Source organism: Paenibacillus sp. SEL3 (genome assembly GCF_054602585.1).
In genome coordinates this window covers 2,797,379-2,817,620 of sequence record NZ_CM137725.1, presented here as the reverse complement: position 1 = coordinate 2,817,620, position 20,242 = coordinate 2,797,379, and the positions used below count along the sequence as shown (strand labels likewise).

The window sequence follows — 20,242 nt, the reverse complement described above, 5'->3', positions numbered from 1 at the left end:
GGGGGGAGTAAGATGGGACTGGCAGGAACTGTGCTGACTTATGGAAATATTAAAGTAAATGCACCGTATGAGATTATCAGGCTGCTTGATTTTGAATTGACACAGAAGATAAATGAGCACGGCAAGGTGTACATTACTGCTCTCATACCGGATGAGGACCATGCGAAGTATGACGGTTTAGCACATGATGAGGATGTGCTAGAGGTATATGAGATGGATGAAGACCGAGGGACAGTTAGCATCTTTAAAGGAATCGTCACCAATATTAGAATTGCATTCAAAAATGGCGTATATCACATGTACATCGAGGCTGCCTCTTTTACATATCTGATGGATCAACAAAGGAAAAACCGTTCGTTTCAAAACGGCAAATTGACATATTATCATCTATTCCGCGAACTCATAGATGCCTATCCACATGGGGATTTTATTGACCTGACGGACAGCAATCAAAAGTTAGATGGCTTTACTATTCAGTATGGGGAGAGTGACTGGGAGCTTCTGAAAAGAATGGCTTCTCATCTACAAACTGGACTGATTGCCGAGATTACGTCCGTGTTCCCGAGACTATGGTTAGGTGCCTCAAAAGAACAGGTGAAAGGTGAACTGCGCAGCATTAACTTTTCCCTCCAAAAAACAAAGTCAGACCCCCGGTATACATATGCTGAAGTGGAGGATACGAAGCGTTTTGAACTTGGAGATGTGGTCGTGTTTCGACGAAAGCATTGGGTTATTGATCAAATTCATGCAGGGATGAAGCAAGGTATTATGACATATGGCTACATTCTCGTTCCGGAAGCAGGTATTCCGAGGGAGCTTATATATAACCCGTTAATCAAAGGTACCTCTATTGAAGGGAAAGTTATTGATTTAAATAGTGAAAACGAATCCGTTAAACTTCATCTGTCCGTGGATTCCATGCAGTCCAAAGTTGAAGGGTGCTGGTTTTCTTACCCCACTATGTATACCGGAGATGGGATCGGTTGGCATTGCATGCCTGAGCTGGGGGATCATGTCCATTTGTATTTTCCATCTAACAAAGAAAAGGAAGCTCGTGTAGTTCAATCCCTGCGTAAGAGAGACTACAAAGGAGATGAAATCAGTCAACCGTCAAGAAAGCTATTTCATACCAAAACACAAAAAGTGGCGAGATTCGATGATAAGGAATTAGCCCTCTCCACCCAGAAAGACAAGATACTGGTACGCTTAAATCCTGCATCCGGTATTCACGTGTACAGTCATCACGATCTTACCTTTCACGCCGATACAGACCTAGTGCTGCATGGCAAAAAGGTACAGATGACCGCTACTCGCGAAATATCTCTGACGTGCAAAACCAGCTATATCCGAACCGATGGAACGCTTCATATCAAGGCCAGCAAGCTCATGAAAAATCAGGTGCCTGATGCCGAACTGAAAGCTTATAAATCCCTGATTCAAGAATTGAAGGGAAAAGGGTATCCGCAATGGGTGCAGAATTTGCTGCTTCAATTTAAAACGGACTACTACAAAGCCGTGGCAGCCGGGGACAAAAAAGGGGCCAAGGAAGCAGCATCCAAGGCCAAACAATTGCGTCAGCAGGTGGCAGAAATAGATCGTATGCCTGCCTGGGCCAGAGCGCAAATGCATGAATACACGTCCCAGTGGTGGGAAGCGCATGGAGCCAACGACAAGGCCAAGCAAAAGCAGATGCATCTTCTCGCCAACCAACTGCGTGACAACGTGCTAATCAACGAGCTGATTCGTGGTCATTCAGCCAAATCCTATCTGGATGCGAATCGGCTGGAGGAGCTGTCTGGGCAATATTCAGATGCGGCCCATAAGCTGACCGCTGCCGACCAAAAGGCTATTGCTAAGGAAGCGGCTGCCCTGCGTAGTAAGTATGGCGTGAACAGCCTGCTTGCCAGAGATAATTTGAACAAGCTTGCCAAGAAGTATCCAGACAGCTTCTCGTACAAGCTACCAACTACAGGCGATTGGGATAAGGAGCTCAACGCCGCTTTGCATGATTTTGCGAAAAAATACGGCCTGGAAAATAAGGGCTATGGTCGTGATGTGCTCGCAGTGTACCTGCATCAAGTAGCCAATGGTATCCTTCCATGGCCTAAGGTTAGCAAGGCTGCAACGCCAACAATTCCAGCAACGACAACAACGAAAGCAGAACCGGGCAAGAAGCCGCCGACTACTCCTGAAAAGCCAGCGAAGGAAGAACCAAAGCCTACACCATCCAACAGTTCTGCTGATGAGAAAAGGAAAGCAATTGTGGAACTCGCTAGGAAGTTTTTAGGCAAGATTCCTTACTGTATGGATACTAAAATTACAACGATGAAGCTGGACCCCAACAATCCACCTATTTATATGGACTGCTCTGATTTTAGTTCCTCGGTGTACTTGACCATATTAAATGTGCATATAGGCGGTACTACAAGCGATCAAATCCATCGGGGAACAGAGGTTGACTACAAAGCTTTACGATCCAGTGGGGATTATAAAAATTTGAAGTTAGGTGATTTAATCTTATTTGATTGGGGGAGTGGGGGGAAAACCAAATTCAAAGTAGATCATGTAGGAATATATGTGGGAGATGGAAAGTTCATTCACGAGCATGGTAATGCACAAACTCTTGCTGAAATGAAAAAGGACCTCAAGCCATCTCATAATGTAACAATAGATAAATTAAACACAAATTGGGGAAAAGGTTATGGTCTTATATATTCAAACGTTATCGCAATTAGACGTATTATACAAGATGATGGCTCAATAATTAACAAATAAGAAAATAAGTAGTAGCTTAAAACATCATAATAATATTTGATTCCAAGGTATTCTCAGGAGAAAATAGTGCTGCCCCGTTTAGCTAGGTAGGCTTTATTGAGAACGGAAGAGGGAGTGGTAAGAAAGTGAATTTTATAAAAATCATATTGATTGTTACTTTTGTAGCCATTATATCGGCATGTAGTGGGTTTAAAGGAGAGGAAGCTTTCTCGTCTCCTCACCCCCAAGAAATATCATCACACAGGGTCACACAAGATAATAGAAATGTTACTGAAAAAGAAGCACGGTGGCTTTTAAATGGAGAAGAAGACCCATATCCGACTCAATTTTTGACCAATTTAGATGATCCTACAGGGAAGACCTATATACGAATCGATGACTTGGTAGATGCGATGCAAACTAAAGAAGAGCGAATAAAATATCGCGGCTCCCAAGTAACTGTCAGTAGAGTATCAAATGATGGAAGTCGAATGGCGATCGTAAGGACAATCTCTGATGTGGAAGAAGGGGGCGAAAAACACATTCTTGAGGTATATGATCTGAACTCAGGAAAAAAAGAGTCCGAGTTTGAACTGCCTTCAACGTCTTACCCTGTAGTCTCTCCTGATTTAAGTAAATATCTTTATGAGTTGAATGGGCAAGTGTATTTATATGATGCAGTAAAGAGGAAAACGACAAAAATAGACATTGGGAAACGTAAAATAGATTTAGGTATCATTAGTTCAGGATTATTTTCTCCAGATGGCACTAGATTCTGTTTTGAGGAAAATGACCAACCAGGCATCATTATGCTGAATCTGTCCGGTATTAGTGGAGTAAAACGTTTACTTACAGGGTCTATGGTTTCGCTTTTGCAATGGGATCAAGAAGATAAATTAATTTATACAATTTCTGAAGAGGACGACAATTACACAAAAGATGTCTATTCATTTGATATAGAGAGCGGAGAAAAAAGGTGGATAACTAAAAGTACGGCACCATTTATACTATCCCCTGATCAAAAATTGGCGCTGTCCGCAGAATACGAAGCATCAAAAATGTATCTGGTTCATCTGAGCGATGGAAGAAAGGAGGATATATCCTCTTTTGCTAAAAACCAAGGAATACGCACGGCTCCAATACAGTGGATCGAAGCAAAAACCAATTATATGAAGTATAGCAACAAGGTTAAAGTGAAAAGAATTACTGCCTCTTCTACGCTACCTGATCAGGGTATTCGTTCTTTTAATGTGGACAATTTAACGGATGGAAATTATTCAACCTCTTGGTGTGAAGGAACCAAGGGGGGCGGAGTAGGGGAAACGGTAACTATAGATTTGGGTTCAACTCAAGAGATGAGAGGTATAGATATAACCGATAACTTCATGTGGGTTAATAATAAGTATTTAGACGTAAGTAAAATCAAAAAAATGAAACTTGATTTTTCGAATGGGCAATCTGAAGTGTTTGAGGGCAGTGGGGCACGTTTCAAATTTGATGAACCTATACGGACTTCTTTCGTTAAGATTACCATCCTGGAAGTGAAAAAAGGCGCGGACTTCCCAAATACATGTATAGGTGAGCTGAAGTTATTGTGATGAACAGTAGAAAACGGAAAAAAACTGCAGTATGGATAAGTAAAATTACGTTATTGGTCATGATCTTTTCCATGCTATGCGGGTGTATACAATCGAATGAGGGGCAAAAAGTAGGACAGGAGCGGAATGAAACTTATGCTTCTGTCTCTCAGTCCAAGAAACCTCCTCCAACAAAAAGGGCTGTAAATTGGTTGCTCTTTGAAGCGGAAAATGAAAACATGCCTGTGGACTATCTCGTTGATATGGATGATCCTACAGGCAATACGTTTATTGATACAACTGATATTATTGATCGGTTGTACGCAAGTGAGAAAGAGGATTTCCCTAGAAGTGAGCTGGAAATAATGCGATTTTCTAGTGACGGCAAGACTATAGCACTGAGCAGATATACACATATGATAGATTACAGTGCCATTTTTATTTATGACTTATCCACATATAAAAAGTTGTATGAATTTAATATACCTGATAGGGAATACGTCGTAATATCACCGGATTTAAGTAAATGTGTGTACACCAATAATGGAGATTTTTTTCAATACAATATTCAGGGACGAGTCACTCAAAAACTATCTATTTCCAACTATACTGGTTCGGAAGAATCTATTGGATATAGTGTGTTTTCTCCTAATAGTTCAAAATTATGTATTGAAGATAATGGTACTCTATATATTTTTGATCTGATGGCGAATAAAGAGGTTCAACGAATCACAGTGACCAAGGCAATGCAGGTTTATCAGTGGCTTTATAATAATAAGATAGTTTACCGTTCCTATGATGACGAAAAGTGGTACATGTTGAATTTAGATGACGGAAAGAAGAGGATGTTGGCAGAATTCTCTGAGAACCCTGTTTTAACTTTAGATAACCACAGGGTTGCTTATGTGAATTCGAAGGGTGAAATGCAACAACGAAACATCCAAACAGGTTTGCCTATAAAATACTCCAATCTATTTCACAGGATAGGCTATAACGTGTCCCCTACACAATGGATACAAACAACAACGGATTTAATGAAATATCGAAAAAGTATCCCGGCACGGAAAATCATTGCCTCTTCTACACTTCCAGACCAAGCAGGAAATTCCTATGCTGCCCAAAACATCATGGACGGAGATGCGAGTACAGCCTGGTGTGAAGGAGTTAAAGGAGACGGGATCGGGGAGTGGATCAAAATTGATTTCGGCTCTATGCAAGAACTGAAGGGGTTTGAACTTTTTAATGGTTTAGCCAAGTCATCCAAAGCCTTCCAAGCAAATAATAGAGTTAAACGAATGAAACTGGAGTTTTCAAACGGGCAGACCAGGGTGATAGATAATGATTTTATAAGAAACGAATTTCTTGATAACCCCATTCATACCTCTTTCGTGAAAATAACGATTGAGGCCGTAGAGCGAGGAACTAAATATCACGATACCTGTATGTCGGAGATACGATTCTTCTAGCATTTCTAACAAAGGAGAAGACATATGAAATGGAAAGAGCCAACGTTTGGTGCAACCCCTATGTTGAGAGCTTTAACAACTGCTAATGCACACAGGAAAGCACAGGCATTTGATCTTGCAGCAGAACAGAAAAAACAAAAACTAAGCTACCCAGACTGGGCCCAGACCTGGATGCGTAAATACAAAGAAGATTGGTATATTGCTCAAGTCAATGGTGACGAGGTAGGTATGCGTAAAGCGCAAAAACTGGCAGAAGGACTTCGAAGCAAATTACGCGAAATGGCCACATTCCCCAAGTGGGCTCAAGAGCAAATGCAAAAAGAAACCGTTCGTTGGATGACTGCGGAGGCAAGTGGAGATATCAGGGAAAAGCTGGCTGCCGAGAAGGCGGGACGAGCTATACGCGAGAAGCTAGGTCTGATTGATATGAGTACTAAAGCACCACCAGAAGTACCCGTTACCACCGAATCGAAAGATGAACCTACAAAAACGAACGTAAAGACTCCGGCTGGAAAATGGATACCTGCTGAATTCCAGTATAACGGTAGTTCTGAAGCTGAGAAATATTTCAAAAAGCGTTCAAAAAAATTTATTAAACAAAAATGGAATCAGGAAAAGCTGCACAGTTTGTGGGAAGCTACAAAAAGCATACAAGAAACGTATCATATTCAGATTGATCCACGTCTTTTGTTAGCTATTATTATTCAGGAAGGGACGGGAAGCTTTAATACGAGTAGTACAAATCGAGCAGCCGATGGTCAGCATGGTGTCGAGACTAATTATGCAAAGGATTTGGTGAAGGCACATAATTTAATATTTGGTAAAATGTTGGGATACATTTACTATGGTGAGGAATTTAGACAAGTTGTAGTTAAAAACAACAACTTGGAGGGGATTAAAGGTAAAGGTGATATATATCAATACTGCAATTGGATAACTCCGATTGTAAGAATGAATTCGAAGAGAGTAGATTGTGGGCCGTATGCTGGTCATGGTACATGGGGTGAAGATGTAAAATCCATTTATAACAAACTAAGTAATAAAGAGGCCGATAATTATGACTTATATCTATCAAATATTAGTAAAGACACAGCTCAAAATATTGCTAGCTCAGAAGGTATAAAACTTCCTGCTATTACCTTCAAGGCACTCCGAAATGCTCAAGATAGTGGTGGTAATGAGATTAAAAAGTGGACGGTAACGGGCGAACGATAAGCTAAAATTCGAAAAGAGGAAAAGAAGTGTACAAGCCAAGTTACGGTTATTTTATTATATTGACTTTTTTGGCTTTAGGAGTAACCGCATGTAGTCTTTCAGATATCAATACTTATGACAATGGGAAAACAGCTACTGCTAAAGCTAAGCAAGAAAGCTCTAGCTACTATCCAGAGAAAGGAACAGACAAAGCCAAAAATGTTGTATCTGCCGATCCAAAGCCCCTTCAGGATGAGGACTTCACAATATCATATCGGTCGCACAAAATTGATAGGAATACGGATATTAAAGAACTTATCCATAAGTGGGGTTACAGTGAGGGATACGATAGCTTCAATCGAGGATATATTAGTGGGAATGGAACCTACCGAAGATGGAACTTATCTTATCCTAACTATGAAGATTCAGAAATTCGATTTGTAGTTCTATCTAAGATCGAATTTGAAGGGGAGGAACCGGTTGATGGTGAAAGTTATCTAGTAGCCGTGAGCTTGGAAAATCCCAAGTTTAAAACCAAAAGAGGATTGAAGATTGGTGATACCCTTGGTAAAGTGCTACAACTTTACGGTCAACCAAGTACCATAACAAATAGAAGTCTGGTTTACTCCAAAAATGGCCTACATTTGAGTATTAATTGGGATACTAAAACAGAGAAAGTAAATAATATTTTTATTGAATATAACATGGAGAAATCCGTAAAGCAGCAACGTAGTGCTGATTATGTAGAAGAGGATGCTCAGCCCGACCCTGATCTGGAACCTTATACTATTCAAAGGGAACAATCATTTACCACCACTCTTAATGGATGGGGAGAAGTAAAGTTTATATCCACTTTAAAAGATGAGGATACGAATGATCTGATTCAAGCAAAGTTTTTTTTGGAAGTTAACAGTGACAAAAATGTGGAAAACAAGATCCTGTACGAATTCCCCGAATTTTATGGTAACAACGGTAAAATGATTGATAGGATCAAAGCAGTAAGTTTTAAGGATTTGAATCAGGATGGACGTACGGATATTGTTATTATTGCTGATTATATCACCGGAGTTAATGCACACGGAATAGAGACACTGCCTGTCGCAGAGGTTTACTTTCAGAAAAAAGATAACACATACACTACCCTGCCTGAATTGGATAAGAGTATCAATCAAACTGGACATAACCGAACACTTCAAAATGTCATTCAATACGTAAGCAAACAACGAATAAACGTACAGTGATTAATACAAAAAGGGAGTTTTTTGAAATCAACTTTATAAAACAAAATACAATACTATTTTTAATATTGTTATTTAGTCTGCTATTAAATGGATGTTCCGTAAAATCTACGAATGAGAAGCAGCAAGCAGTTGAACCCATCAAACCTAGCACTCAAATGATAGAGAAAAAAGCTGTGACTGAACCAGAGTCTGCTGCTCAAAAACAAGATCGGAATAGCAATATTGTGAATCCGATTAATAAAAGAAATGAAAATTACGCCATAGATTCTAACACATTAGATCAGTTTATAAAGAAAATCCAGCCCCCAAATGAGCAGCTTCAGAAAATATCAAAAGAAGATTTGGACCTTGATGGAAAGCCGGAATACGTGCTTGCTTTTGGGTTAGAAAAAGGGGTGATTGACAACGTATTTGTAGTCCGAGAGGATGCTGGCTATCACATCATTGGTAAATTAGAGGACCCAATTATAGTTGCACATCTTAATACAGACATGAAGATCATGAAGCTGGATCAAACAGAACAAAAGTTTATCGTAGTATATTCCACTAGCGAAGTGGATGAGGCCGAAGGATTCTCTATATTTACTTTAGGCCATAACCGAATTAGCAACCTGAATTACAATTATCCAGAAGCAACAGGGCAAGGAATCAGGAAGCTAGAGGACATTAATAAAGATGGTGTTTTTGAGGATGTGAGTTACTATCGTTTTCAGGATACTCAACAACATACAATCATGACATATCAGAAATTCGATAGCAGCGGACCCGAAAAAACAAAAGTTCTATATGAAAATAAGAATAAAAAATTTGTAAACCCTACGGTTCCTAAAGATATTATCCAAAATTATTTGAAGATCATTATCTTATGAATCGCTTCTTGATACACTTGCCTGAAATGGCGGAATTCACTGCGTTGTCAGCAAGTCCGAAAAATCATTTTGAAGATATCATAGATTTTTCCGCTATGGACTATACAGGATTAGACTTGAATGTAAAAGAGATTGCTTATGAGGCTAATCAGCGGGTGTTTTTGGTAAAGAGTAGCTCAGAAGAAGAGGAATCAAACAAAGGACTTCTATTTACATTAGAAAAAAAGTCAGGCAAGTGGAAGATTATGAGTATAGAGATGAACGATAAATCGTAGAAAGTGTGATATCCAGCATGAATTACTTGAAGTACGGGCGAGCTTCTTGCGTCCTATTACTACTCATTTCCTGTGTAGCGCTGAATGGATGCATGAAGGAACAAAATTCTCCAGCAACTAAAACAAATCATGCGCTTTCTCTCCAAAATGAAGATAAAACGATTTCCTTTTCGAAAAAGCTGGACACGTTAGTGAAAAAACTTCATATAGTCAACGATGAAAATAAGGATTATGATACCAGACAAAATAAGCTTGAGGAGTTCACACAGGAATTTAATTTGTTGTTAATCGAGCCAAAAAGTGTAGAGATGAAGGATGGAGAATTAGTAGAAAAGTTCGATAACAATCTCACTATCTTAACAAAACCGTTTCAGTTAAAAAGTGGGCAGCTAAACGTTAGGGTTATGAATTATAGAGCACCTAAAACGGTGACAGGTACGATCGGAGATAAATACACATTTATTCAGTGGTGGAGTTCGAAGCAACTTGTACATGCTCAGATGATTGAGAATGGCGGGCCAGAATTGACTACAGACTTCGTGGTCCGAGATTCAGACCAAGGAATACAGTTGTGGTTAGGGGGGTATGTCTCCATATATCATCCAGACCCCGTATTTGTTGATCTGTGGGAGTTGTCTGGACAAAAGTGGACGGAGAAAAGCATAAATGTAGGTAAGATGAAGCTTCCGGATGCGTGGGAACTGAACAAGGATATGAATAAGCCCATTATTTTAGAGAGTCGACAACATGATAGCATAGGTATCGAGGTTTTAGACCACGGCGATGGTTTCTTCATAAACAGTGATGATTCTGAACAAAACCTTATCATTGAGTTCTCCAAAAGTGGAGAAGTCCGTATTGATTCCGAATATAGCACTGCCTTGAATACTCATAGTGAACGGCAAAGCTATGAACTCATTCAAGAGGAATATTCAAAAAATGGGATCGTGATTAAATACCCTCAAATTATAAAACTCAAGGATATTGCAAAGCAGAAATCTTTAAACAAAATTCTTAAGGCTGATGCTTTAGAAGGATTACAAAACTATGCGGATTCCAATGCTGGAGTCCATGTCGAAATTGATTATGAGATCAAACGAGAAAGTGAACGATTCTTGAGTGTTCAATATACGGGTATTCATTATGTGAAGGACGCAGCCTATCCTACTCATATGTTTTATACGACGAACCTGGATATGAAGCAGGTTTCAAGAATAAGGTTGAGGGATCTGGTAAAGGTCGAGAAACCTTTTATTGAGCTTATAAAAAGCGGGAAGATTACAGCTGTTCAGCCGGAGCAACAAGGATTAATTGGTGATTTCACAAAAGATGATTTGATTCAATTGTTAACAAATGCGGATGTAACCAAAGGTTCGCTTGCGGAAGTAGAAATGGAATCGTTTAGTTATTTCACAAATGATTCATTGGGGATGAGTGTACCTATGGCACATGTGGTAGGGGACCATGCGGAGTATGAAATTCGTTTTGCACAAATTCCAGAGAATATTAGGCAAAATGAGGAACTATGGAGTGAGTTAAGTTCCGTTGAGGATCAGTCTGTTTCCACAGTTAGCGGTGAAAAGTTGAATACCGACCAATATGAAATTGAAGAGTCGCAGTCTTTTCAAACTACTTTCGAAGGCTTTGGGAAAGTACGGTTTGTATCCACATATGGGTATCCGGAAGGTTTTCGTAAATTCTTTTTCTTCCTATTGGATGACCAAGGACATATTCTGTATCCATTCCCCGATTTCTACGGGAACCGTGAGTGGGTTGCACGTTACGGAGGAGTAGAAGCAGTGGCCTTCAAGGATGTGAATAAGGATGGATTGAAGGATGTTATCATCATTGCCGATGTTGACAACGGGATTCATGGACCTGGTAGAGTTGATGAATTCCCTATAGCGGACATTTATTTTCAGAAAAAAAATAAAACCTTTACCACTCTCTCTGCATTAGATGAGGCTCTTAACGATCAGGGACATAATCAAACCATTAAAGATGTCATTCAATACGTAAGCAAACAACGGATAAACGTAAACTAACCGACAAAAGGGAGCGGTAACATGGGATATCCAATCATCAAGTATAATGGAACGGTTTTATCTCTTAAAAATCCAAAAGTTAAAGTTGTACAGAAAATGAATGAGCATGTGAAGGTCGTTTTGACAGGTGTATTAACGGATGCTCAAATGGAAGAATATACAGATCATATGGAAGCAGGGGCGAAGTTAGTTGTTTCTTATATGAATGACGATCAAAAGCAGAGTGTATTATTTAGGGGATTAGTCACGCAGTTCAGAATCAAGTTGGTGTCCAATGTAGCCTATTTGGTCGTCGAGGCCCTCTCCTATACAAGCCAGCTGGATGAAGTGCTTCATAAACAATCCTTTCAAAATGTGAAGATGAAGGTGCAGGCATTACTTGAACATGTACTCAAATCCTATCCCAAAGCCAATTGTACGAGCCGCTTAAAAGATCAGCTTTTACAGGAATTTACGATGCAATACGACGAAACGGACTGGTCGTTTCTAAAACGTATAGCGTCTCGGCTTGGTTGGGGACTAATACCTGATCCGATTGGTGAAAAACCTCAGTTTTATTTTGGATTGCCGGATGGCGTCAATCAGCCTGAGCTCAGGCAGTATAACTACTCCATGACGAGAAAAACCAAACCAGGAGCCAGCAAGGATGACGATCTTTTATATTATAAAGTGCAAACGACAGGGGCTAGAGATGTCCTGCTGCAAATTGGGGGGGAGGTTAAATTTAAAGGGAAAGCATTATACGTCCTGCAATCGGTTGCGTTTATACGACATAGTGCTTTGTGGCATGAATATGTGCTGACTACAGCGGATGGAATGAAACAGGATTTGATTGTAAATGAGGACATTCGGGGCATGTCATTGAAATCCAAGGTCATTGGAATCGAGCAGGATCATGTGAAGGTTTTCTTTTATGAAATGGATAAGGTCAAGCCGAATGTCAAGGAAACCTACGCTTTCCCAACGGCTACATTTTATACATCGGAAGGGAATACAGGATGGTACTGCATGCCGGAGCTATTTGATTTTGTAGACATTTACTTTCCGACCGCTAAAGAAAAGGACGCCATTGTAACTCATTCGATCCGCAAGAGATCCAAAGGGGGCGACTTTATTCAGGACCCGTCCACGAAGATCTTTATGACCAAGTACCGTAAAGCTATTATTTTTGAGAAAAATGAAATTTTAATCACGGGGAACGACGATGAAGTGGTGATTCGACTGTTGGATGACCACGGCATTGAATTGCGGAGTAAAAAGGACATCCGTGTTAAGGCTGATGGAAATTTGGTATTCAATGCGGGGAACACAATTCAGGTCACAGCAAAAGATGCCATCGGGTTAAAATGTAAAACAAGTTTGGTAGAAATGAATGGTAACATCAAAATGACTGGAGAAAAGATAAAGACGCAATAACTAAAATCAACAAGAGAGGGTAAACCAATGGCTAAAGTAACTACAGGAGCAATCGTAAACGAGAAACCGCCAACCCAGGAAGATATGATTCAAGAATGGAAACGTAAAATAAGCAAAGGCGAATATCCTTTTATTCATGTAACTAAGCATAGCACCAAAGGTGAAGAGCGCTAAATATGACTAACGACGACTGGAAGAGGCCCCTAAGGGGCCTTTTCTGCAATCATGGTTCAATATTCTACTTCTTTTTAGGATTCCTACTGTCGATGAACCAAGCAGGTCCTAATACATCTAGGACTTCTTTTTTTTCAAAATCGTAAGCAATGGATATCGAGTGACCTTCATGTCCTTTTATATAGCCGATTAGATAAATCGTGTTATTAACATAGCTACCTATATAGTCATAACTCTTAAATATGAAATCTGCCCTATAGTATTCCTTAATGTACTCTTTTCCAATAGGTATGCCTGTCCGAACGATTTCTTCTTTTTGGCATTCGATGCGTACTGCATGTAAAAGAAAACTCCTAGCAGAATGACAAGTGATATAAAGACAAAAAGCCATAGTTGTTTCTTTTTCAAGTTGAAGTATTCTCCTTAAAATTGAGCTAAATATGCTATAAGCTTTCTTAGGAATAAGGTGCATTCTTATCTATAACCTTACTATTAATAAACCAATCCGGTCCCGTAACATTGACGATTTCTTTTGAGTCCAAGTCATAGGATATCCTAATTAAGTCTGTATCGTTTCCTTTTATATAGCCGTAAAGATGTACTCTTGCAAAGACACTGTTTTCTTCAATATTGTAATTTTTTAATACGAAATCCGTATTATAGTGAGTTTTAATATATTTGATACTGACAGTAGTAGCAGACTCCACTACCTCTTCCTCTTGAGCGGTAGAAAAACCACAACCGCCCAGAATGGTTAATATTATGATGAGAACTGTGCAACATTTAAGGATTGTGTTCATTTACGCAACATTCCCCTAACATGCTATTTATAATTTAATGTGAACTACAACCAGAATGCAGTGAACAATGACGTGGTTCTTATTTTTGTTGCAAATATCTCTCAGTAACAGGAAGTATTTTAATGATATTACTTCTTCATATTTAGGAAAAAGTCATCTGTTAGAGGGCATTTGAATACAGACTTGATTTTAGAATGGCGGAACAATCTTATTAGGATTCCTACTGTCGATGAACCAATCCGGTCCAGTTACGTAGAGTACCTTTTTTTTCTTATAGTCGTAATTTAGTGAGATTATCTGACCTTCATGTCCTTTTATATAGCCACGAAGATAAACGGTAGAGTTAACATAGCCGCCAATAAAGTCGTAATTTTTGTATATAAACTCGGCATTATAATGTTTTCTAATGTATTCTTTTCCAATAGGTATGCCAGATTGGACGTACTCTTCTTTTTGTACATCCTCCGTATATTGCATGTAACAAAAGATTCCAACGAGGATTGAAACTACTATAAAGATGCTTCCCCAATCCTTTTTCTTCTTCAAGTTGAATTCTTCTCCTTAGTATCTCCTGACTATAAACTCATAACATTACTGCTTTTTATAATAATAGTAGGATAGCTCATTTATTTAATAAAAGGATTAGCTCGGTACAACGTTTAAAAATTGTGTTCATATACGCAAATCTCTTCTAACATACAGTTACAAAGTCCTAATCGTTATTAGGTATGAACTGCGACCCAAAATGCAGTAACCAACGACTTTATACTTATTTTTACTTTCAACTATACCGCAAGTAAACAGGAAGTATTATAATGATTTCACTTCCTTAGATTGGAAAAATATATTCTTGAACTGGAATGAATCATATGTGTTTTTTTTTTTGCATACAAATCTTGATATTTAAAATGGTGGAACATTCTTTTTAGGGTATCGACTGTCAATGAACCAATCCGGTCCGGTTACACTAAGCACTTCTTTTTTTTCAAAATCGTAAGCGATAGATATCGATTGATCTTCATGTCCTTTTATATAGCCGATTAGATGAACCGTATTATTAACATAGCTACCTACATAGTCATAACTCTTAAATATGAAATCAGCCCTATAGTATTTTTTGATGTACTCTTTTCCAATAGGTATACCTGTTCTAACGGCTTCTTCTTTTTTTATATTTGATGCGTAGTGCATGTAATAGAGAGCTCCTACTAGGATGAAGAATAAGATGAGAGCAGTAACCCAAATTTTTTTTCTTTTCAATTTTTAGATGCTCCTTTTTTGAAAGTATCAACTTTTTCTAACTTTATAATATATTAGGTGATTAGACAAGGTGGGGTAATAATTGCAGTATATTAGTGAAAAAACATACTGGAAGATAGCAGATGAGGCTTACCTATTGGATATTGATCCAAAGACTTATAAAAATGAAGATATTCCTGGTTGGAGGGTTGTTGATTTAGACGAAAAACTATTACATGACACGAACGGTTCTGGATTTGATGCGACCGTTTTTCACAATGAGAATAGCAATCAGGTGATTATAGGATATAGGGGAACTGAACCAGGGGGAAGACCAATATGGAGTAGAGCGATGGACATAGGAACGGACATTAGCGATGTTGTGGGCGGACGAGCGAAAAATTTAAATCAAGTTCACGATTATTATATAAATAATCAAGAAGAGATAAAAAAGCTCCCCCCACAGGTACAAAGTTCATTTCATCAGTATGAGTCACAGTATCAGGATAATCAATTTACAAAAGCCCAAACACTGTATGACGAAGTGAAGAAGAAGTACCCCGCTGCTGAAATTTCTACGACAGGCCATTCTTTAGGCGGTGCAGAAGCAGAATATATTGCAGTGAAAAATGGTTTATCATCCGTGAGTTTTGCTGCTCCGGGTATTGTACATTTATTGCCTGAAGATCTTCAAAAGAGGGTAAAAGCAGGAGAATTCAAGAAGACTAATGTGGCTTTTGCCCATCCCGGAGATAGTGTTGGTGGGGGAGCCACTAAGGCTAACCAACATGTGGGGGAAACGTATCATATTGGGAGTGATTATAAGACTGCCAATGTAGCCAAGTTTACTATTCCTGTTTCAATTCCCTTGGAAAGAAAAACCGAATTGGAAAGACTAATTCTTGGCCCAAAATGGACTCCTATTGTTTATGTTCCGATTACATTGCCTATGATACAGCAAGATGCATTCACCAAATTCTATAATTCTGTATTAGGTGGAGAGAACACTCATAGCATGGGAAACTTTACGTTTGATGAAAATGGCAATATCAGCAATCCACTGTACACGATGGACGGTCAATTGGTGGAAGGCAATCCACGGGTGCAGGCATACGAGCAAATGCTGGCCGCGCGAGCAGAGCTCAAGGAAGTCATGGGCGATCTGGTTGAACGCTATGGGGGACAAATGGGGGCCTTCGGGCAGTTTGCTGCTACTGCACTGGGTGTGAATTTGATGGGAGCAGGACAACAAGATGGTCGCACCCATGGTGGGGCATATTTTGTGGGCAACAAGAATGCAGGCACAATTCAATTAACACCTGAGGAGCTAAAGCATGCGGCTAATCAGATGCGTTCTAGCTTGCATGGATTTTCCAGTGATACCCGTGCGTCCATTCAGTTATTTCAGGCTCATATCGGGACAAGTGAAAGTCAGTCTTTGACCCCGCTTGCGCATAGTGCAACGGCAACGTTAGATCGGATTAATCGCTGGTATCAGGAATCGATTACGGAGATAGCAGAATATATAGATCGTAAGGGCCAGGAATTTACGATGGTGGATCAATAAGAAAGAGCAGCTGGAAGAACACAACGGGAGGCGAAAGAGATGAGCAGAATATCTTTGAGCCTGGGGGATCTGCGTAGGGCTGTTCAGCAATGCGAGCAGCTAAAGCAAAGACTTCAGCATCAGGAGCAGCAGATGAAAAATATATATGGTAGGCTGCATGAATGGCGGGGAGAATCAGCTGCTGAATTAACACGTAAAATGGAGGTGTTTCTCCAAGGAACCACGGTACGAATACAAGAATTGGACGAGCATAAAGAGCAGTTGAAACGTTATATTCGCAAAATGGAAGAAGCTGATCGGCGTGAGGAGAGACGCAAACGGGCTGCACAATGGTGATACAGGCGGACTGCAATAGTTAGGAGAACATCATGAAAGATCAAAATGCATTTGTCATTTTACTTATATTGAATATCGTTTATGGCTTAACGCTATTTGCCTATCAGGCCATGCTGATGGTGGTCGCATTTTCTTTCGATGCACCAACAGCTGGAGATTATCTCAGCAATTATATTTTTGCCTATGTCATAATGAGCTACCCGATAGGAATATTCATATCATGGAGCTGTTGGTATTTTTATCATCGTTATGCTTTTAAGAAGGCGTATATCATAGCTAACTTTATGCTGCTGTGGCCGGCTACTCTTGTAGTGTCCTCGTGGATTCAATCGGCTTTTTCTTGAAGAGGTTCCCATCTGGCCAGTCAGCTACATAACAAAAAAACCGTACAATCGCTAGGGGACTCCCGCGGGGTACGGTTAAATGCATTTAAGTAAAAACTACATATATAGTAGAAGGAAAAAAATTTCCTCTGGAATGACAACGATAAAACTTTTGGCCAGAGATTTACCGGAGTCTACCTTAAATTACCCTGTGGGCGAATATAGCAGCGTTCGGAAGCTTGAGGATGAGTTAAAAAAGGTGTAAAAATGTTGAAAAGCTACAAAGTTCGACATATTGTTCGCTTTTTCGCATCATATGTGATTGGATTAGGGATTTTTGTTTGCTATTTATCGTATATTTATGTATAATCTATCGTGTTGAAAGATTGATTGTACGTAATATGCTGATGAGGGTGGGTTCATGACGCTGCTCGACAGTAACGAAAGCAAGAAGCGGATGTGCCAGATTTACAATGAAGTTTCAAAGGAACTGTTCGGCTTCGGGACCACGCTGCTGCGGGCCACCGTTGAGAACAACATTGTTACCTTTGTGGCGAAGCACCGGCGTTCTCCACGCTCGGCGGCATTGGAAGTGGAAGCCCCCGGCTTGAAGCTGGAAGTGGATTTCCGAATGTCCATGCTGTACAAGAAGAGACTTCGCGAGAAGCTGATTGAGGATATGGAGCTCGATATAGATGCTTTACTGCGTGATTATGATTCAGCAACGCAGTGGGCTATTACGAACATCATTCTGAAGGAATCCTAATAAAATTGGATATTCGGCTTTTCGCTTCGGATCTATCTGAGGGGAGAACCTGTTATAACGCGCAGCGGGATCAACTTATTCTTTGTTTACGAAGAAAAGTATTCTTGTTTTACAAGAGTACTTTTCTTTTTTGTGTCATAAGGTGTGCATAATAAAAAATAGGGGGAGTTTCATATGAAGAAATGGTTTAAAGGGTTTATGGCTGTGACCTTGGCATCCGTGGTACTGGCAGGTTGCGGCAGTAATGCTACTGGCGGTCAGACAGATGGAAAAGATGGTTTAGCTGATGGGAAAAAGAAACTAGTTATTTCCACATGGGGCTTTTCCGAGGACTTTTTTAACAAAGAAGTGTACGAGCCTTTTGAAAAAGAACATAACGTTGATATCGTGGTCGAAATTGGAAATAACGCGGAACGGTTGAACAAAATCAGTCAAGGCAGCACAGACGTCGATCTGATTTATCTGTCCGATTATTATGCTCAACAAGGAATCCAACAGGGATTGTTTGAGAAGCTGGATCGCAGCAAGGTGCCGAACCTGAACCAAATTTATGATATTGCCAAAGCACCGCTGGGTGAGGAGTATGGTCCTGCTTATACGGTCGGGCGTCTCGGTATTGCCTATAATCCGGAGCTGGTGAAAAAGAATGTGACCTCTTGGGCTGACCTGTGGGGAACTGAGTTCAAAGGAAACGTGACTTTGCCGAATATTACGGCGACTGCCGGACCGATGATGGTAGATGCAGCCTCCAAGGTAGCGGGTAGTAAGGAGTTTAATGAAGACCAAGCCTTCGGAAAACTGAAAGAGCTGAGTCCGAATATCGTTAAGTTTTATAGCAAAACATCTGAGTTTGTGAACATGTTTAGTCAACAAGAAATTGCCGGCGGTCCAATCATGGAAATGTACTTCAAAGATTTGCAGGCGGCTGTGCCAGGAGCGAAATTTGTAGCTCCTAGTGAAGGTGCATACGCAGTAATGAACACAATTAATGTAGTGAAAGGCTCCGACCAGAAGGAACTGGCTGAGGAATTTATCAACTGGCAGCTGAGTAAGGAAGTTCAAGAAAAGTCTGCCAAGGCAAAGGTTGATTCCCCGGTGAATACGCAGGTGGTACTGTCCGGTGCGGATACAGAGGGAATTACGTACGGTACAGAGGTAGTGAACAAGCTGACCAAGCTGGATATGAAGTTCGTTAACGATCATATCAAGGCATGGACAGATCGCTGGAACCGGGAAGTTGCACAATAATGAAGAAGGTTATATTAGATGTAGATACGGGCATTGATGATGCGTTGGGTATTTTACTAGCCGCCAAAAGTGGTCAGCTGGATATCCAAGCGATTACTACGGTATGCGGTAATGTTTCACTTAAACAAGCAACATTGAACACATGCAAAATCCTCGACCTTTTGGATAGACCGGATATTCCGGTTTATCGGGGGGCGGAGGCCCCCTTAATACGTAAAGGCCTGCACGAGCATCGTGTCCATGGAGAAGACGGCATTGGAGGCGCACTGAGTGGAGTAGTCCCAGCCATGTCTGCGTCCGAAGGTTTTGCATCGGATATCATTATTGACACCGTGATGGCTCACCCGGGGGAAGTGACGCTCATTTGCACCGGGCCACTCACCAATCTGGCACTGGCGCTGCTGAAGTGTCCCGAACTGACGGATCACGTCGATGAAGTCATTTTTATGGGCGGTGTTATTCACGGGTGCGGCAATATTACACCTGTAGCGGAGTACAACATGTATGCTGACCCTGAAGCCGCACGAATCGTATTTCATGCGGGATTTGGTCGGTTGATACAGGTGGGACTGGATGTAACACGGAAGGCTCTGCTGACTGCGGATCATATTGCTCGTCTGACCCGCCCAGCAATTCGTAATTATGTAGCTGAAAGCACGTCCGTTTATACCAAGCGTTATGAAGAACGCAACGGGGTAAAAGCCTGTGCGCTTCATGACCCGCTTGCCGTAGGTGTCGCATTGAATTCGAGGTTAGTCGATACCTCGTCGTTGTATGTTGACGTGGAAACCTCCAGTCGTATATGTGACGGACAAACGGTGGGCGATGTGCAGAACCGCCTCAATCATAGCCCCAATATGAATGTATGCGAACAGGTGGACAGCGAAGCTTTTCTGGAGCTGTTTATCCAGGTGCTGAATAAGGAATAACATTTTGATAACCGCAAGGAGCT

At 40.4% G+C, this 20,242-nt stretch carries 20 protein-coding genes; 16 read left to right on the top strand and 4 right to left on the bottom strand.

The window, feature by feature from the left end:
- Window positions 1-12: 12 nt before the first annotated feature.
- The 10 genes from ACYCS5_RS13065 to ACYCS5_RS13020 all read left to right on the top strand — a co-directional run bounded on the left by ACYCS5_RS13065 (window position 13) and on the right by ACYCS5_RS13020 (window position 13,011).
- On the top strand, window positions 13-2,775 hold the full coding sequence (locus tag ACYCS5_RS13065) for an NlpC/P60 family protein (protein ID WP_459761174.1): 2,763 nt from the start codon (window positions 13-15) through the stop codon (window positions 2,773-2,775).
- 125 nt (window positions 2,776-2,900) lie between these two features.
- The gene (locus tag ACYCS5_RS13060; protein ID WP_459761173.1) at window positions 2,901-4,352 is read left to right on the top strand and encodes an NADase-type glycan-binding domain-containing protein; all 1,452 of its coding nucleotides are present in this window, start codon (window positions 2,901-2,903) and stop codon (window positions 4,350-4,352) included.
- Window positions 4,352-5,797, top strand: a complete 1,446-nt coding sequence (locus tag ACYCS5_RS13055; protein ID WP_340957254.1) for an NADase-type glycan-binding domain-containing protein — start codon at window positions 4,352-4,354, stop codon at window positions 5,795-5,797. The genes ACYCS5_RS13060 and ACYCS5_RS13055 overlap by 1 nt, the downstream gene beginning before the upstream one ends.
- Window positions 5,798-5,821: 24 nt before the next feature.
- Window positions 5,822-7,012 (top strand): hypothetical protein, encoded by a 1,191-nt coding sequence (locus ACYCS5_RS13050; protein WP_069010972.1) that lies wholly within the window; start codon window positions 5,822-5,824, stop codon window positions 7,010-7,012.
- A gap of 26 nt (window positions 7,013-7,038) precedes the next feature.
- Entirely contained in the window at window positions 7,039-8,232 is a 1,194-nt protein-coding gene (locus ACYCS5_RS13045; RefSeq protein ID WP_459761172.1) for a hypothetical protein, read from the top strand.
- Window positions 8,233-8,387: 155 nt separating this feature from the next.
- Complete coding sequence (locus ACYCS5_RS13040) at window positions 8,388-9,101, top strand: hypothetical protein (protein WP_459761171.1); 714 nt, start codon at window positions 8,388-8,390, stop codon at window positions 9,099-9,101.
- Window positions 9,102-9,118: 17 nt separating this feature from the next.
- Complete coding sequence (locus ACYCS5_RS13035; protein WP_459761170.1) at window positions 9,119-9,376, top strand: hypothetical protein; 258 nt, start codon at window positions 9,119-9,121, stop codon at window positions 9,374-9,376.
- A 17-nt stretch (window positions 9,377-9,393) separates the two neighbouring features.
- Window positions 9,394-11,421, top strand: coding sequence for a polysaccharide deacetylase family protein (locus ACYCS5_RS13030; protein ID WP_459761169.1), 2,028 nt, complete (start codon window positions 9,394-9,396; stop codon window positions 11,419-11,421).
- Between the two features lie 21 nt (window positions 11,422-11,442).
- Window positions 11,443-12,837 (top strand): hypothetical protein, encoded by a 1,395-nt coding sequence (locus ACYCS5_RS13025; RefSeq protein ID WP_459761168.1) that lies wholly within the window; start codon window positions 11,443-11,445, stop codon window positions 12,835-12,837.
- A 27-nt stretch (window positions 12,838-12,864) separates the two neighbouring features.
- Window positions 12,865-13,011 carry a hypothetical protein gene (locus ACYCS5_RS13020; RefSeq protein ID WP_023990839.1) on the top strand — a complete coding sequence of 49 codons (147 nt, stop codon included), beginning with the start codon at window positions 12,865-12,867 and terminating at the stop codon, window positions 13,009-13,011.
- Window positions 13,012-13,075: 64 nt separating this feature from the next.
- Here ACYCS5_RS13020 and ACYCS5_RS13015 read toward each other — a convergent pair whose 3' ends face one another.
- The 4 genes from ACYCS5_RS13015 to ACYCS5_RS13000 form a co-directional block, all read right to left on the bottom strand.
- On the bottom strand, window positions 13,076-13,483 hold the full coding sequence (locus ACYCS5_RS13015; protein WP_238437811.1) for a hypothetical protein: 408 nt from the start codon (window positions 13,481-13,483) through the stop codon (window positions 13,076-13,078).
- A complete protein-coding gene (locus ACYCS5_RS13010; protein ID WP_029518635.1) occupies window positions 13,467-13,811 on the bottom strand; it encodes a hypothetical protein in 345 nt (114 codons plus the stop codon). Before ACYCS5_RS13010 ends, ACYCS5_RS13015 begins: the two co-directional genes overlap by 17 nt.
- 189 nt (window positions 13,812-14,000) lie before the next feature.
- A complete protein-coding gene (locus ACYCS5_RS13005; protein WP_165145949.1) occupies window positions 14,001-14,357 on the bottom strand; it encodes a hypothetical protein in 357 nt (118 codons plus the stop codon).
- Between the two features lie 357 nt (window positions 14,358-14,714).
- Window positions 14,715-15,071, bottom strand: a complete 357-nt coding sequence (locus ACYCS5_RS13000) for a hypothetical protein (RefSeq protein ID WP_165145952.1) — start codon at window positions 15,069-15,071, stop codon at window positions 14,715-14,717.
- An 82-nt stretch (window positions 15,072-15,153) separates the two neighbouring features.
- Between ACYCS5_RS13000 and ACYCS5_RS12995 the strand changes: the two genes are divergently transcribed.
- The 6 genes from ACYCS5_RS12995 (at window position 15,154) to ACYCS5_RS12970 (ending at window position 20,219) form a co-directional block, all read left to right on the top strand.
- Window positions 15,154-16,617, top strand: coding sequence for a hypothetical protein (locus ACYCS5_RS12995; RefSeq protein WP_165145954.1), 1,464 nt, complete (start codon window positions 15,154-15,156; stop codon window positions 16,615-16,617).
- A 39-nt stretch (window positions 16,618-16,656) separates the two neighbouring features.
- Window positions 16,657-16,953, top strand: a complete 297-nt coding sequence (locus tag ACYCS5_RS12990) for a WXG100 family type VII secretion target (protein ID WP_039271722.1) — start codon at window positions 16,657-16,659, stop codon at window positions 16,951-16,953.
- 32 nt (window positions 16,954-16,985) lie between these two features.
- Entirely contained in the window at window positions 16,986-17,297 is a 312-nt protein-coding gene (locus ACYCS5_RS12985) for a hypothetical protein (RefSeq protein WP_165145957.1), read from the top strand.
- Window positions 17,298-17,697: 400 nt separating this feature from the next.
- A complete protein-coding gene (locus ACYCS5_RS12980) occupies window positions 17,698-18,042 on the top strand; it encodes a hypothetical protein (RefSeq protein ID WP_029518631.1) in 345 nt (114 codons plus the stop codon).
- Between the two features lie 174 nt (window positions 18,043-18,216).
- Window positions 18,217-19,290, top strand: a complete 1,074-nt coding sequence (locus ACYCS5_RS12975) for an ABC transporter substrate-binding protein (RefSeq protein WP_165145960.1) — start codon at window positions 18,217-18,219, stop codon at window positions 19,288-19,290.
- Window positions 19,290-20,219, top strand: coding sequence for a nucleoside hydrolase (locus tag ACYCS5_RS12970; RefSeq protein WP_165145963.1), 930 nt, complete (start codon window positions 19,290-19,292; stop codon window positions 20,217-20,219). The genes ACYCS5_RS12975 and ACYCS5_RS12970 overlap by 1 nt, the downstream gene beginning before the upstream one ends.
- The last annotated feature ends 23 nt before the right edge of the window (window positions 20,220-20,242 follow it).

Excerpts from the sequence above, each read along its gene's own strand:
- ACYCS5_RS13040 (WP_459761171.1), top strand. The coding sequence starts at position 8,388 with ATGATAGAGAAAAAAGCTGTGACTGAACCAGAGTCTGCTGCTCAAAAA.
- ACYCS5_RS13020 (WP_023990839.1), top strand. The coding sequence starts at position 12,865 with ATGGCTAAAGTAACTACAGGAGCAATCGTAAACGAGAAACCGCCAACC.
- ACYCS5_RS13010 (WP_029518635.1), bottom strand. The coding sequence starts at position 13,811 with ATGAACACAATCCTTAAATGTTGCACAGTTCTCATCATAATATTAACC.
- ACYCS5_RS12975 (WP_165145960.1), top strand. The coding sequence starts at position 18,217 with ATGAAGAAATGGTTTAAAGGGTTTATGGCTGTGACCTTGGCATCCGTG.
- ACYCS5_RS12990 (WP_039271722.1), top strand. The coding sequence starts at position 16,657 with ATGAGCAGAATATCTTTGAGCCTGGGGGATCTGCGTAGGGCTGTTCAG.
- ACYCS5_RS13065 (WP_459761174.1), top strand. The coding sequence starts at position 13 with ATGGGACTGGCAGGAACTGTGCTGACTTATGGAAATATTAAAGTAAAT.
- ACYCS5_RS12970 (WP_165145963.1), top strand. The coding sequence starts at position 19,290 with ATGAAGAAGGTTATATTAGATGTAGATACGGGCATTGATGATGCGTTG.
- ACYCS5_RS12980 (WP_029518631.1), top strand. The coding sequence starts at position 17,698 with ATGACGCTGCTCGACAGTAACGAAAGCAAGAAGCGGATGTGCCAGATT.
- ACYCS5_RS13055 (WP_340957254.1), top strand. The coding sequence starts at position 4,352 with ATGAACAGTAGAAAACGGAAAAAAACTGCAGTATGGATAAGTAAAATT.
- ACYCS5_RS13050 (WP_069010972.1), top strand. The coding sequence starts at position 5,822 with ATGAAATGGAAAGAGCCAACGTTTGGTGCAACCCCTATGTTGAGAGCT.
- ACYCS5_RS13015 (WP_238437811.1), bottom strand. The coding sequence starts at position 13,483 with ATGCACCTTATTCCTAAGAAAGCTTATAGCATATTTAGCTCAATTTTA.
- ACYCS5_RS13025 (WP_459761168.1), top strand. The coding sequence starts at position 11,443 with ATGGGATATCCAATCATCAAGTATAATGGAACGGTTTTATCTCTTAAA.
- ACYCS5_RS13030 (WP_459761169.1), top strand. The coding sequence starts at position 9,394 with ATGAATTACTTGAAGTACGGGCGAGCTTCTTGCGTCCTATTACTACTC.
- ACYCS5_RS12985 (WP_165145957.1), top strand. The coding sequence starts at position 16,986 with ATGAAAGATCAAAATGCATTTGTCATTTTACTTATATTGAATATCGTT.